Raw genomic sequence first — 15,100 nt, forward strand, 5'->3', positions numbered from 1 at the left:
CGTTCGTCCTGATACTTCGTCAGGCTCAGTAGTAAACGCTACGCTCAGTACTCTCGTGATTGTTCCAATCCCGTTCGTCCTGAGCTTGTCGAAGGATACGAACTCAATTAAGTTTTTCTTCAAGTCCAAACAATTTCAAAGCATTATCAGTCGTTACATTGGCGACAACGTCTAAGGTTTCGCCTCGCAAATCGGCAATAAATTGTGCAATAGTGGCAATCTCTTTGGGATGATTTTGTTTGCCACGGATTATTTGTGGTGGCAAAAAGGGCGCATCAGTTTCGAGCACGATGTTTTTTAGATCTGTATTTTTGACAATGTTTCGCAACTCTTCATTTTTGGGATAGGTAATCGTTCCACCAATGCCCAGGACAAAATCCCATTCTGTGACCATTTGGGCAAATGCAGTATCATAAGAAAAGCAATGCATTGTCGCTCGAGAAATATTGTTTTTATATTCTTCGAGTACGCGTAATGTTTCATCATAGGCATCACGGCTGTGTACCACGAGTGCAAGGTCATGTTCAAGTGCAAGTTCGATCTGTGCTTTGAATGCATCGCGTTGGCGAGTTAGGTTGTAATCAGGATAGTGCATGTCAATGCCACATTCACCAATACCAACAATTTTGTTTTCCCTTATGGACAGTGTCCATTTTTTGAGCAGTTCAAAATCTTCCTGCCAGGTATCAGAATCATTGGGGTGGATTCCAACGGTTGCAAAAACGGAATCAAAAGTCTGTGCAAGAAGTATGCAATTTTCATTTTCAACTTTCCGTGTGCCAACATTGATAATGATGCCAACATTCTGCGCGTGTGCTTGCTCAACGATTGTTTTTGCTAAAGGTAGATCGGTTTTTTGTAACGGAGTATCAAACGTAGACTTTACCATCATGTTTATGTGGCAATGGGTATCAATAAGCACGGGGAGCATCCGGAGCATAAAAAAATCCTGGTTAAAATAATATTTTTTAAATAACTATTTTTCTTAAGTGTTAATAAATTTGACAAACTTGTCTGAAATTATTATATCTTACAGCAATATCCTATTTTTAGTGTAGCGTGAGATAGGATTTTGAAAAGAAAGTTTTAATGAAGAGACAGTGTTTATTTTCAATCATTTTTACTAACCATTATGAGGAGTCCGTATGAATAAGAGCGAATTAATTAATGAGCTCAGCGAAGAGACAACATTTAGTAAAATGGATGTCACTCGTGTGCTAGATTCATTAACACGCGTTGTTAGTCGTGCGTTGAAAAAAGGGGAAAAAGTTTCCATCACTGGATTTGGAAGCTTCTGGATTTCTTGCAGACCAGCGCGTAAGGGAATCAATCCTGCAACAAAAGAACGTATTGATTTGCCTGAAATCAGTATCCCTCGTTTCAAAGCTGGTAAAAGCTTACGTGAAGTTGTTCGTTCCGTAAGACTAGGTTAATCAAAAACCTTCTCGCAAGAATAGTTTTTACACAACAACTGAAGTGATGTTTTATTACTTCAGTTGTTATTTTTTTGTGGGTTTATTGTCTGTGTTCCATCCAGGATTTTTTGTGATATCGTATGTGTAGAGATCCAAGAAAATCTTTTGGAAAGCAGTGGTATTTATCTTTTTTGCTTCTAAAATTTCTTTTGTGTGTCGAGTCAAGACATTTCCATTTTCGTGCTTGGCAAATATACTTTGTATGATTTCGTATAGAGTATTTACCATCAAAGTATCAATAAATAATGAGGGTTTATTTTTCTGTTCTATGATTCCTTTACGCAGACCATTTCCAAGGTAATTTTTGGCAATTTCGTTGTCGGAGTTTTCTGGCTTAAAGTAATGCATTGCAAGCAACAGATGAGCATGAGGATGCATATTTTTTTGTACCAACTGCTTGAATACGGTTGCTCCTTTCTCAGGATTTGCTTTGTATACAGTATAGTAGGCAGTAACTCCTGTCAGAAATTGTGTATTTTTCGAATAAGTAGAATCTTTATTTTTTACCAAATCATTGAAAAGCACATGGCTTTCGAGTTCTGCATTTTTTTTAACTGGAGTAGGACTTGTTTTTTTTGTCTCTAGAGTAACTGGAGTAGGTTGCATCTCTATAAAAGTAACTTTATTTTTGCATGGACAAAGAGCCCTTTCAATATACAATTCTGTAAGTTTAGCTTGAACTGTAGGAATTAAACGAGAGTTTTGCGCTTGGATTGCTATGAGAACCTTTTCTGCATAAGCAATCTTTTGATCAAGACTTACTTCTGTATTGTCAGTATAAACTAGTTCCCATTGAGCTTCGTTTAGATTATTTTTGGCTGCGTATTCCAGTATTGCTAGAGCATGTTTTCTATCAACAGTATTACATTTTTTTTCTCTTGTCGCTTCCAGAAAGAAATGTCCGATTATAGAACACCACTGCAGTGCCTCTATGCTTGTATCTTTTGTTTCGAGAATATGTAAAGTTGTTGCATAAGCCTTTTTAAAAGCTTCATCATCCATACAAGATAAAGGAATTCTTAAATACTCTCCGCATTGTTTTTGCTTAGACTTGATAAGCTCATTCAATTCACTACTAGCAAGCTGAAAATAATTAAGTGATTCGAGATTAACACCTTCACGATTATCCACAAGCATTGTTAATATACCAGCGTAAAATAAGAGCCTTGTTTTAGCTTCAGGACACATGTCGTATTGCAAGGCTGTTTTCATATCTTTGAGAGCTTCTACTTTGTTATTTCTGGAGCAATGTATATAGATTCGAAGCATGAGTGCAAGTGCGGGAGAGGTCTTTGCTTTATCAATGTGAAGGTTAAGGTAATGCAGTGCTTGTTCTTGGTTAGGCAGTAGAAAATAGCTACCATCATCTTCCTTTATTCCATTGAGGTAATATTCGCTCAAATGAACTGCATGATCATAATGACCTAATTCTATCGCATTGCTTACATAGCGAAAGATCTTTTTGTTATCTTGTGTAGGTTTAGCAAGAAGTGATTGTACTAAAAGATCGTATGAATGGGATCTGATAGGGTCATCTGTTTCAATGTGTTTTTCTAAGAGAGTTCGTATTTCTTGCTCGTATTTTTTGGCAGAAGGATCACTCAATAACAGTTTTGCTTTTATGTAATAAGCTCTGTGATTGCCATAATTAATTGCCTTATCGCAAAGTTCAAGGGATTGATGTTGCATCGCTAAGCTAACAGCCAAATCACTACACAGTAATTTATTACTCTCAACAAGTTCGACCGGTAAATTCCCGTGTTTTAACGAACATTCCAACATATCGAAAGATTGTTGCCTAAAATTGCGCAGACTTATTGAGTTATCAAGTTGGGCAATAATAGTGTCTGTCGAATATTGTGCATATAAATTACCAAGAGTATGACATGCAAATATACTATGTCCAGTCTGTGTTGTTAATTTTCATTCGATAAGGATTAATTAATAGTTCAGTGCGTATCGTATTTGATTCTTTTGCCATAGCTTGTTCGATGAGTAGAAATTTTTCAAATGCGAAACATTGCATATCTTGTAATTGTGTAAGATAAAAACATAATTGGTAAGCCTGAGAATATCTTTTTTCACTCAAAAGAGCATTGATAGATGATTGATGAGTTGTGAACGGTATGTTTGAAAGAATAGTGTGTGCATATTTACTGTGATATTCCGATCGACTAGTATTGTTCAATGAAAAAAATATTTTCTCAATAAGATTCAAACTATTGATGGCGCACTCCAAAGTTGGTTCGTTATTGATAGCAAGATATGTTAATAATGTAAGGCATTCTAGAGGAAGATGATTATTGTATCCTGTACATTGATTAAAATATGTTTGAGTCTCGGAATAGTGTTTTATACGATATGCATAGAGGCCAAGAATATAATTCAAAAGATTGGTAATAGAGTTTGTTTGTCCATCGAATGTCGCAAGCAGTTGTTGTAAAAGTGGTATTACAATAAAACCATCAGAATCAAAAAATTTTCGTAGTTCCTTGCTGTTTGGTACAAGTTTCTTGAAATTTCTTTGAAGAGTTTTGTCGATATCTCCGTTGATTATTTTTAAAAAATATGGCCTGAGTGGTATTGCTTTAACTGTTCGTATTTCCCATAATTTTTCTACTATTTTCTTATTATTACTTTTGTATACATAGAGAGCGTTGTAGTAGGCATATAGTATAGATGCGGTTCTATTCGTAAAAGGAAGTTGCTTGAGAGAGAGTGGAATGATAAAATATTCGATTGGTAGCAACTCTAAAGATGGCAGTGCTGCCATATGAAGAATAAATTCTTGGCAATAATGAAGTGTTTTTTCATGACAAATGGGTATATTATTCTCTCCATCCATGTATGCTTTGACCATAATACATTGTGTACGCATATCATCGCTGGCTAATTTTATAAGTTCCTTAAGAGCATGGGTATGTTCTGATTCTGAGCGACTATACTTGAGTCGGGTTACAAAATAATTTGTAACAGTAGAAACGTTATATTGCCATCCTGTACCTGTTACAAGAGCATGTTCAAAATGTTTTTCTGCTCTTTTATCGTGTGTTGATGCTCCTTTAAAAAGATCAAATGCTTTTTTATAACATTCTTGTTCCAAGAGATCATTACCGTCAGTATGCGCTTTTTTTGCTTTGTGCTGGTAGATAATTCCAATATCAGTGTTGCCGTAACCGTTTGGATGTGCTTTTTTTGCAAATTCAATAGCTCTGTCAAAATTGCCTTGTGTATCTTGTATGATACTTATGAGGGTATAAGCTCTTTGCAATGTTGTAGGAGGAATTAAGGAAAGTAAATTATGCTTGTTTGCATACGTGTATGTTCCAAATAATAAAGCGGCGGCTTCATTTCTATTTCCCTTGTCATACTCTTTTTCCCCGGTTTTAAAGCTTCGTAAGGTTGTACTGAGATAGTCTTTTTGCTGAGCGGTTAAAGTTATCTCATTGTTCATGCTTATCAAAGGCGATGTGTTGAAAAATAATATGAGCAAAAGAGCGCAATACAGCATAGAAATCCTGGTGTTTACAATTTTTTGTTTTCGCTATTTCCACCCGCGGTGTTTTGTAAGATCTTTACCATAGCTGAATTTGAATAATTCTTCAAAAGCTTTGATGTACACATTTTGTTGCGTGAGATTTTCTTTGATGAGCTTAAGAAGCATAGTTGTTCGTTGTGTTTGCTTTTCACCAAATATAGCACTATCTATAAATTGGAAAAGTGAGTTCACAATAGCAGCGTCTTTGAATTGAGCATTTGGTATATTAGGTAATTTTATGATTCCACTAATAATCGCGTCTTGAAGGTATTGTTTTACAAGGCCATAACTTGACGGGTTTTTAGCAAAATACAAGGCAAGATGCATACACGCATGAGGATGTGGTGGTTTTTGGTTAGCAAGTTTTTGGCATATGATAATTGCTTGAGCCACATTAGCTATATTTTTTTCAGATGTACCCATTAAATCAACGGCTTTTTGAAATTCTGTATTGAGGGCTTCATCCGAAGAAGTAGAATTAATAATAAGAGGATATGCAGAATGTTTTATTTGCTTATCTATTACTACCATTCCCGCATGGGCGCTTTTTATTTTGGCATCGATTAATTTTTGGGAGGCAACAATTTCTTTTTTTGAACTATTATTTTCTATGACATCATTTTGCAGATGATATCGCTGTAGCAACTCAAAAGTGCGCTTGCTGTTTTCGACTACGTTGGCGTTGTTTAAATATTCACATATTGTTTTTTTATCAATATTTTTTGTTCCGTCGACCTTATCCAGCCAGAGTGTGCTTAGGAGTACCATTGCGTCAATATTTCTCAGAGCGATACTTTTTTGTAAATAAAGTATGGCAAGAATTGGTTTATAAAAATCTGTTCGTGCATAGCGCCATCCAAGCTTGTAGTAGATCTGACCAAGATTAATTTCAATGTGTTTTAGCTGCAGAGGGAAATGGGTGCGAGCTGTTTCTAAGTAATTAGCTCCTTTTATCAGTTGAGCTTGATCAAGAGAATATGATAGCAATGAACCGTAAAAAATGGCAGCAAAGTGCTCAAGGGGGATCGATTTTTTTGAATTCTTTACAAAAGCATCAGCAGATTGTACAAGGAGCTCATTCTTAGAACAGATGGAGATCAATTTTTCTGCTTCTTCATAAGAAAAATAATCACTATAAAAAATGTTACCTGGTGCAATAGGTGCATTATGTTCATACATGGATGATAAATATTTCTTGAGCAGTTCGGGATTGTTTTGTTCAGTATAGAAGTTAATTAATTGAGCTTGAGAAGCAATGTTTTTTGGATAGAGTGTATCAAGCATTGGTTGGAGATTTTTTGTTAAATCAGGATGTGTTAACAATGCTTTCTCAAGATAATATATTTTATAGAGAGGGATGATCTCCTGATTATCTACATAATATAAAAGAGTTGCTGCGATAGGATGATTATATTCAGCAGCATGTTTTAAGCTTTTAATAGCAAGCATTCTGCTTGTGCATGTAATAGGATCTTGCTCAGTGTGTTTACAAAGGAATTTACCTATAAGATAGCAGAAATCTAATGAATCAATATCTGTATTATTATCAAAAATAATAAGATTAATTTTTTCGCTTATTGCATCAAGAGCACTTTGATCATAGAAGACTTCAAAATTAGCCGCTTCTGACGAAGGCATTTCTAGAAGTTGTTTATCTGTTGCACGGAAATAATCAACAATCTCTGTGGTTATACCTTTGGTTTTACATGTTAATATTTTTATTATTCCCATGTATAAAAGCGCAATTGTTTTTTGTTGATAACTTAGTTTGTCCGATGAACATGTCTCCAAGTCAGCAAATGCTCCTTCTAATTCACCTAGGTTGTAATAAGTGAGTGCTCGCATAAATAATGCTTGATCCAGGAACTGATTCTTTTCGAGTGCAATATATTTTGTTAGATAATCCGATGCTTTTTTAACATTGGGTTGCAGGTACCATGAACCGTTTTCTGCTTTTATGCCCTCTAAATAATAATGTGCCAAGAATGGGCTCAGATCGTGATCATTCATTTCTGCAGCAGTTATAAGATAATAGAAAGATTGTTTTTTGTCGTCTAATTTAGATAAAGTATAATAATAATTCGCTAGTTCTTTTATTGACTGAATGCGTTCATGATCACTATCATTGCTACATGCGTGTCTTCGTAATAAATCTATCGTTATTGGTAAATGATCCTGTGATGATGGTGATTGCAACAATAAAGTTGCCTTTGTGCGCAAAGCTTGCTCATTGCCGAATGCAATTGCCTGGTCAAGGTAATTAATAGATTCTTCGGTTATACCCAAACTATGAGCTATGAGTCCACAGATGGGTCGCGCATCATTTTTATATTTTTCCGATCTACCTTCATGCTTGAGTGTACAACTAAGATATGAAAGACATTCTTTTTGCAAAGCTATTTTGGTGGCGTTATCAGTCAACGGATGTCCTGCTTGTTCTTTACTCAGATATGCAAGGTAATCACATACACTTTCATCATGCCCTTCTTGTGCAGCGATTTTTTTCAGTAGTTCATAGCTACTGGTTCGAGCTGGTATTTGTGTTAATTTATCATAATTTTCTTCAGATTCCTGGGCAACGCATGCTTCAATTTTTAATAATGCATCGCATGCAGCTTTATGTGTTTTTTCTAGTTGAGTTAGGCAATATGCAAATCGATACGCTTGCGTGTATTTTTGATTGCGCAAGAGCTCTCGTATATAGTGCTGGTGGACTGAGTTAAATATATCTGCAATGATTTGTTTTGCCTTTTCATCTCGAGGTCTTGGTTGAGGGCATTGACCAGCTATTTTGAGTAGGGGTATTATCGATTCAGCTATGTCTACTAATCTGTTTTCAACAGTGCTTGTTGCAAGGATAAGAGCTTGTGTGTAAAGATCGTTTTTATAACCGGTGCACTGAGTAAGATGCGCATGAGCAACGATATAATTTTTTTTGTAATATTCGCAGAGGCCAATAATCCAATTGAGTGCATCTGTTTCTGCGTTACCTTGTCCAGCAAACGATTCAAGTTTTTGTTGTAATAATTGCAGGCCGAGAGAAAAAAATTCAGATTCACAAAACACTTTGATGATTTTACAGTGTGGAGTAAGTCCTTTAATTTTTGCTAAAGTGTTGCGAGGGGTTTGGTCAGTAGAACGGATTACTTTTAAAAAGGGTACAATTGATTGGTTCTGTAACTTTGCATAGATTTCTTTTATTTTTTTCTCATTGTTCATTTTATCTGCATACAAAAAGTTATAGAAAGTGCTTAAAGCATAGGCTTTTTTGTTGGTAAAAGAGAGTTGCTTGAGTGTGAGTGGAATGATAAAATATTCGATTGGTAGCTGATTTAACGATGGTATCGTTGCGAGCTTAAGAATGAATTGTTCGCAAAAATATAGGGTTTTTTCATGAGAAATGGGTACATTATATTCCCCATTTATATACGTTTTTACTAAAACGCATTGTGCACGCATATCGCCATTGTCAGCAAAATGGCTGATGTACTTAATATTTTGATCGCGATCTGACAATGTTTTTTCTGTAAATAAAAGGTAGTGACTATTTTGTTTGAGTTGCATTAGGAAATAGGGTAGGGCTTTGTTTGAGTTGTACTCGCAACCAATACCATAACAGAGAGCTTTATTGTAGTACTCTTTTGCTGTTTGGTTAGTATGACATTCCTGTTCAAAAAGAGAGAAAGCTTTTTTGTTGCATGTATCCTCTAGAACATAATTCTTTTGTTCATGAGCTTCGGCTGCTTTTTGTGTCAGAATAATTCCAGTATCGGTCAAAGCTGAATGGCCACCAGCCTTGGTTTTATGTGCAAAGGTAATTGCTCTATCGATATGTACATTTGATAGATTTTTACAATCTAATTGAGTTTTGATGATAGCGTTATAAACAAAATCATGACTGCGTGGATCAACAGACAAAAGTTGTGGATCATATTTTTCTATGCGATAATACCCACCTAACAGAAGGTGCCTCGCATCTGGGAAATTGCCTTGATTGTAGAGCTTTAATCCTTCTTGTAGGCTCCGATGTCCAACTTCCAATCTTTCAATTCTATCTTGTGTTTGTAGAATTGACTTTTCACTCGGCATTTCCATGCCAAAAAGAGGTATGGTGTTAAAAAATGTGATAATTGCGCAGAACATGCGTTTCATACAGATTCTTTATAAAACAGGCTTTTTCGGTTATTAATTAAAATTTGCATAATATATTATTACTATACAGGAAAAAAAATTAGTGCATAGTCAAAAAGGTTAATTTAAGGTATTATTTTTTACAGGACAATGTTAGATCACTTTAATCTGTTTTAGAGGTATTCATGATTGATTTGAGCTTATTGCGCGAAAACCCCGAAATGTTTACCGCCGCTCTCAAAAAAAAAGATCCTAGTTTTGATGTAAATGTGTTGCTTTCTCTTGATAAAAAAGTACGATCCATCCGATCAGATGTTGAGAGTCTGCGATCACAAAAGAATGAATTGGCAAAGAAGGGGCGTGAAGGCATTACTCCTGAATTGCGTGCGCAATCTGCTGCTGTGAGCGATCAACTAAAAAACAAGGAAAATGAACTTGTTGATGTTGAGCAAGCATTTCAAGAACTCTATTTGCGATGTCCCAATATTCCTGATGCATCTGTTCCAGAAGGTACTGTTGAATATAATCTTGTGGAACGTTACAACGGAACAAAACCTACGTACGATTTTCCACTAAAAAATCACGTCGAATTGGGTGAATCTCTTGGCTGGCTTGATTTTGAAGCAGCTACACAGTTGGCAGGAGCAAATTTTGCATTATACAAGGGCGATGGCGTTAAATTACTCTATGCTCTGGCAATGTTTATGCTTAAGCATAACAATAAACGCGGATTTGATTTTGTACTTCCTTCGGTTTTATTAAATGAAAAAAGCTTAGAAGTTACGGGCAATTTTCCAAAATTTAAAGATCAAGCATTTGCAGTTCCTGGCGATAACCTGTTCTTGACTCCAACATCTGAAGTTAATTTGACCAATATGTATCGTGACAAAATTCTTATGAAAGATGAGTTGCCAGTACGTATGACAGCATTTACCAGCTGTTTTAGACGTGAAGGTGGCGGTTACGGTGCAAATGAACGCGGACTTATCAGAATGCGTCAATTTGAAAAAGTTGAAATTGTATCCATTTGCGCGCCAGAAGATTCATGGAATGAACATGAACGTATGCTTGCATGTGCTGAAGAAATTCTACAAACATTAGGTTTGCATTATCGTATCTTAGTTCTTGCTACGCAAGATATGTCATTTTCATCAGCAAAAACATACGATATTGAAGTCTGGTGTCCCGGGCAAAATGAATACAAAGAAATATCTTCTGTAAGTAACTGTACTGATTTTCAGGCACGTCGTGGCATGATCAGATTTAAAGATAAACAAGATAGTAAAACACAACTTGTTCACACCTTGAATGGTTCATCATTAGCATTACCGCGCCTTATGGTAGCATTGATGGAAACATATCAGCAGCCTGATGGAACCATTCAGCTTCCTGAAATATTGAAAAATGAAGGTTTGTTTTAAATTTGAAGTGTTATGTTTCAAAAAAAGAGTTTAGTTTCACCTGAGATTGCGAGCAAGATAAAGCAGCTAGAGATTTTTACTCGCCGTTTGTTGAACGGTGCGCTTGTGGGTGATAGCCGTTCTGCAATAAAAGGAAGTGGTTTTGAATTTGACCAAATCCGTGAGTATAATTTTGGTGATGATATTCGCTTTATTGATTGGAAAGCATCAGCGCGAAACAATAAATTGTTAGTAAAACAGTATATTGAAGAGCGCAGTAGAACAATTTTTTTGGCGGTTGATGTTTCGCAATCAAGTATGTTTGGTTCTGGAACTTCTAACAAGTATAATCGCATTACTGAACTTGCAAGTGTATTAGCATTAGTTGCCCAGCATGGTAAAGACCATGTTGGGCTTTTGTTATTTTCTGACAAAATTGAAGAATATATTCCTGCGGGAAGTAGTTTGCATCATATCCATCGCATTATGGAAAGTATGCTCAGTTTTAAACCAAAACAATCAAAAACAGATATTTCAAAGGCATTACAACATCTTCTTTCAGTCAAAAAAAGTGATGCAATAGTATTTCTAGTTTCCGATTTTATTGATGAAGGCTTAGATACTTATCTTGCACAAGCAGCGCGTAAGTATGATTTGATAGCAGTGCGTTGCTTGGATGGTAATGAAAAATCTATTCCTGCTGTTGGATTTATTACGGTAGAAGATTTGGAAACTGGCGAGTTGGTTGAATTAGATTTGCGTGGTACGCGCAATAATGATGTTAAAAGATTTTTAGCAGCACGTATTGAACAACAAAATAAATTGTTTAAACGCCGTGGTGTAGATCTTTTTGATGTATCGCCAGATCGCACTGATTATTTGTCTGAAATGGTAAAGTTTTTTAGACGGCGCATGTTGTACTAGAGGCATACATCTACTTCACTAACGTTCCGTGAGTATGCCGTAAAAGGTTGTATTTTTATCGTTCGTATGGTTCGACGGACTCACCACGAACGGAAAGAGAAATTTTTATAGTCCCGTTCGTCCTGATACTTCGTCAGGCTCAGTAGTAAACGCTACGCTCAGTACTCTCGTGATTGTTCCAATCCCGTTCGTCCTGAGCTTGTCGAAGGATACGAACTCAAATAAATTGGTTAAAATAAGCGTGTGGAAAAAATTCTGTCAGAGGAAATGTGGCGTTTTCTTTCTAATATCTATTATCATAAGTCCGTTTGTGTTAGCTAACGAGCATTCACATTCTGTTCCCAGTTCTTCTGTTAATCTGACTTTTGACGATAAACAATCTCATACTGCTCATTCATATAGAACGCCTCAGTGGAATGATCATAATAAAAAAGGTAACGGTTATTATGCTCATTTGACTACGGCAGATTTTCAGCGAATATTTGCTGGTGCGCCAAACGAGGAAGAAGTTTTAAGTAACTATGAGCTGTATGCATATCCTAATTTTTGTGCATATGCTCGTACATTGTCTACCTACAATGAATTTATAACTTCACGTGCTGCAAAAATAAAAAGCGATAAGCAATTTAGGAAAAAAACGGCATATATTCCTGGATTTGAGTATAGTTTTGGGCTGTGGAGTGAAAAATCAGGATTCCATGATTTTGTTTTTGCTGAAGCACGGTGCATTGAGCAGTTGCGCACTCAACAAAAACCTGCTACAAAACAAGGGAATTTGCATATCAATCCACAGGCGATGGAACATCTTGCGCAACAATGGTCTACAAGGCGTAAGACTTGTCCTGATAATACACGATTGGTAGATCGTCTTAATGCATTAGAAAAAACGCGTAGTCAAAAAAATATCTCTTCTCATGGTTTTACTACCGAGCTTGATTATCAGCTTCACAAGGAACTTACTGAATCTCGCAATACAATGAATCAGTTGGAACGTAGATTTGCTTACGCACATCATGTTCAGGTATTGGCGCCAGTTGTATATCATTATGCATCGCAAGCTACACATGAACACTGTCCAATTGTAGCATTTCAATTATCTGATTTTTGTCATATGGTTACGCAAGTTCTCTTACACGGAATGCATGTTCTTTATGATGCATCTTTTGCTGTTGGTAAAGGCGTTTCTAAAGGATTTGCTACTATTACAAGTCTTGATCACTGGAAAGATATGGCGACAGGCATCTTGCAGCTAGGTTTGTTGTTTGCGGATGCAGTAGGGCAAGAAAGTGCTTTAGATTACTCAATGGCTTTGGCACGAGTATCTCAAGATTCTGATGCAGTATTTAAAATAGCACAACAATACTGTTTGCATACGCAAGTACAAAAAGATGCAATTAATCGCTGTGCACAAGAAACGTATCAAAAGATAAAATTTATGTCGTGGCAGGATTTACTTGAGCATGGTACTGAAATAGGTACCACTATGATTTTAGATACGTTAGCACTTAATACAGTTGGTGGCTTTACTCGTGCAGCAAGTGGATCTTTTGTAAAACAACTTACTAAAGCTACTGAAAGTGGTGCGATTTTTACTGAGCAGTATGCGGTTGAGGTTGCCGGTTTTGGTAAATTGATTGTTGAAGAGGGGGTTGATGTAGCTGGTAAAGCTGCTGATGTTATTAAAAAGGATTTAGTTCTTTGTGCTGACAATCAATCTATTATTCAGCAAGTAAGGCGTACAGTTTGCCCTGCAAAGTGGTCAGAAGAAATTATTCATAAAATTCGCAACGTAGGTGATGATATTCTGGACATTATGGAAAGAGCTGGAGGGCATACGCTTGAGTTGCATGTTGGACAGACGTATGATGAATTACTTACTAGGGCGATAGATAAAGGAGGAAAAACTGTTACAACTTTTTCAGATAAAAAAATAGCTCTTAAAACTATCAAAGAAAGCCTAAGGAATCAAACAAAAGAAATATCTATATGGCTTTGTGATGAATCAAAAAATGAATTAATTTTAGAGTTTTCGCATTCATATACTATAGGAAACGGAATATTTAAAGGCAAAAACAATCCTTATTACGATCTGAAATATTCACGGATTGTTTTAGAAAAAAATTCTAAATTAGAGCTTGGATTCAAAATCTTAACCGCATTTCCAATTATAAAGTGATACCCAGGAAATTATTATGGAACATTTAAAATATTTTTTTGATTGTTATTTTAATCAAACATTTGGTTTCGATGAGTTAGATAAGCAAATTATGAAGTTTAAAACTCGAGAATCTGAAAATCTAGTCATCCAATTTATTATCGAGCTTAATCAGATTATAGATGCAAAAAATTATAATTTAGCATCAGACTTTATAGATAAATATTCTGATTTTTCAATGAATTGCAATGAGACAGAAAAATTCATTAATTACCTGTATGATAAACTTTTAGATAGACCTACAACTGTTAAAGCAACAGATTTTAAAAAGAAATATAAAGTAGTTTTTTGTCCTATCTGTACACAAGATTCTAAATTGGTAGAAATGCCCAAGATAATATATAAAGCGATTGTTATTGATAAAAATATAGAAATTTTTATTTGTAAATTATGTCAGTCAGTATGGTTGGATGAAAATGATATACAACTCTATAATGGACAGAATTATAAAAATTTCATGAAAGCGAATGGTTTAAAAGGTTGGTGGAAAGAATTAAAAGATGTTGATTTTCTCTAAGCTTATTCTTTTATTAAGAGCCTATCACTAAACTCAAAAAAATGTCTTAACCAGCAATGCTGACTACCTTCTCCGCTCGCTCTGAGTGTTTTCTTACCCCATGTTTTTAACCCATTTCCAGTTTCTTCCAATGGGTACCCAATTGAAACGGAGTGAAGATTGGGTCAAGGGACCCCGGCGTAGAGTAACGGAGCTGGGGATAAAAAAATGTATCGAAGGGTGTAGTTTAATAAAAATCTTCTATGTTTTATATTATTCTTATTGTTGAGGTTTTTAAGATTAATCATTCTTAGAATTACCCTTCGATACATTTTTGAGGACAAAAACACTCAGGGCGAGCGGAGCGAGAATAAATTATTTTAATAAATTTTTAGTTTAGGGATAGGTTCTAACAATAACTCTTATTATGATTTAAATAGTTCAAAAATGATATTGCGAAAAGACGATCAATATGTATTGGGTTTTAAAATCACAACAGCTTTTCCAGTTTAAAAATTTTTATGGATATTTATGAAGAGACTAAAATACTTTATGGAATGTTATTTTAATCAGACTTTTGGTTTTGATGAATTAGATGAGCTTATTCGAGAGTTTAAGCAAATAGAAAGTGATCTTTGTAAAGATCTTTTTATTAAAGAATTGCATAATTTTATAGAGACAAAAAAATATCGCTCTGCTTCTCGCTTTATAAAAAAATATGGAGATATGACCTTAGATGAGGAAAAAACTGAGAAATTTATCAATTATTTATATGATCGTCTTCTTGATAATCCAACTAAAGTTAAAGCTACAGATTTTATCAAAAAATATAGAGTAGTATTCTGTCCCGTTTGTACTCCAGACTCTGAAGCGGTGATGGAGTTTGGGATAATTGATAAGGCTACGGTTATAGGTAAAGAC

10 protein-coding genes are annotated in these 15,100 nt (G+C 35.3%); 6 read left to right on the forward strand and 4 right to left on the reverse strand.

Translation table 11 applies throughout. The annotated features are described in order from the left end of the window. Nucleotides 1-103: 103 nt before the first annotated feature. On the reverse strand, nucleotides 104-940 hold the full coding sequence (locus VJJ26_03965) for a TatD family hydrolase (GenBank protein ID HLC07319.1): 837 nt from the start codon (nucleotides 938-940) through the stop codon (nucleotides 104-106). A gap of 205 nt (nucleotides 941-1,145) precedes the next feature. Between VJJ26_03965 and VJJ26_03970 the strand changes: the two genes are divergently transcribed. Further along, nucleotides 1,146-1,433 (forward strand): HU family DNA-binding protein, encoded by a 288-nt coding sequence (locus VJJ26_03970; GenBank protein ID HLC07320.1) that lies wholly within the window; start codon nucleotides 1,146-1,148, stop codon nucleotides 1,431-1,433. A gap of 66 nt (nucleotides 1,434-1,499) precedes the next feature. Here the strand turns inward: VJJ26_03970 and VJJ26_03975 are convergent, their stop codons facing one another. The 3 genes from VJJ26_03975 to VJJ26_03985 form a co-directional block, all read right to left on the reverse strand. After that, nucleotides 1,500-3,257, reverse strand: a complete 1,758-nt coding sequence (locus tag VJJ26_03975; GenBank protein ID HLC07321.1) for a hypothetical protein — start codon at nucleotides 3,255-3,257, stop codon at nucleotides 1,500-1,502. Nucleotides 3,258-3,372: 115 nt separating this feature from the next. Next, entirely contained in the window at nucleotides 3,373-4,929 is a 1,557-nt protein-coding gene (locus tag VJJ26_03980) for a hypothetical protein (protein ID HLC07322.1), read from the reverse strand. 90 nt (nucleotides 4,930-5,019) lie between these two features. Further along, nucleotides 5,020-9,165, reverse strand: coding sequence for a hypothetical protein (locus VJJ26_03985; protein ID HLC07323.1), 4,146 nt, complete (start codon nucleotides 9,163-9,165; stop codon nucleotides 5,020-5,022). Nucleotides 9,166-9,329: 164 nt separating this feature from the next. Here VJJ26_03985 and serS point away from each other — a divergent pair, with 164 nt between their 5' ends. The 5 genes from serS to VJJ26_04010 all read left to right on the forward strand — a co-directional run. After that, nucleotides 9,330-10,565, forward strand: coding sequence for a serine--tRNA ligase (gene serS / locus VJJ26_03990; GenBank protein ID HLC07324.1), 1,236 nt, complete (start codon nucleotides 9,330-9,332; stop codon nucleotides 10,563-10,565). A gap of 12 nt (nucleotides 10,566-10,577) precedes the next feature. Next, nucleotides 10,578-11,468 carry a DUF58 domain-containing protein gene (locus VJJ26_03995; protein HLC07325.1) on the forward strand — a complete coding sequence of 297 codons (891 nt, stop codon included), beginning with the start codon at nucleotides 10,578-10,580 and terminating at the stop codon, nucleotides 11,466-11,468. A gap of 310 nt (nucleotides 11,469-11,778) precedes the next feature. Beyond that, entirely contained in the window at nucleotides 11,779-13,644 is a 1,866-nt protein-coding gene (locus tag VJJ26_04000) for an RNase A-like domain-containing protein (GenBank protein HLC07326.1), read from the forward strand. Between the two features lie 16 nt (nucleotides 13,645-13,660). After that, nucleotides 13,661-14,200, forward strand: a complete 540-nt coding sequence (locus VJJ26_04005; GenBank protein ID HLC07327.1) for a hypothetical protein — start codon at nucleotides 13,661-13,663, stop codon at nucleotides 14,198-14,200. 510 nt (nucleotides 14,201-14,710) lie between these two features. Further along, nucleotides 14,711-15,100, forward strand: a 390-nt coding sequence (locus VJJ26_04010; protein HLC07328.1) for a contact-dependent growth inhibition system immunity protein, incomplete at its 3' end; no start/stop codon positions are given.

This window comes from Candidatus Babeliales bacterium (assembly GCA_035288105.1).
Classification (GTDB): domain Bacteria; phylum Babelota; class Babeliae; order Babelales; family Vermiphilaceae; genus SOIL31.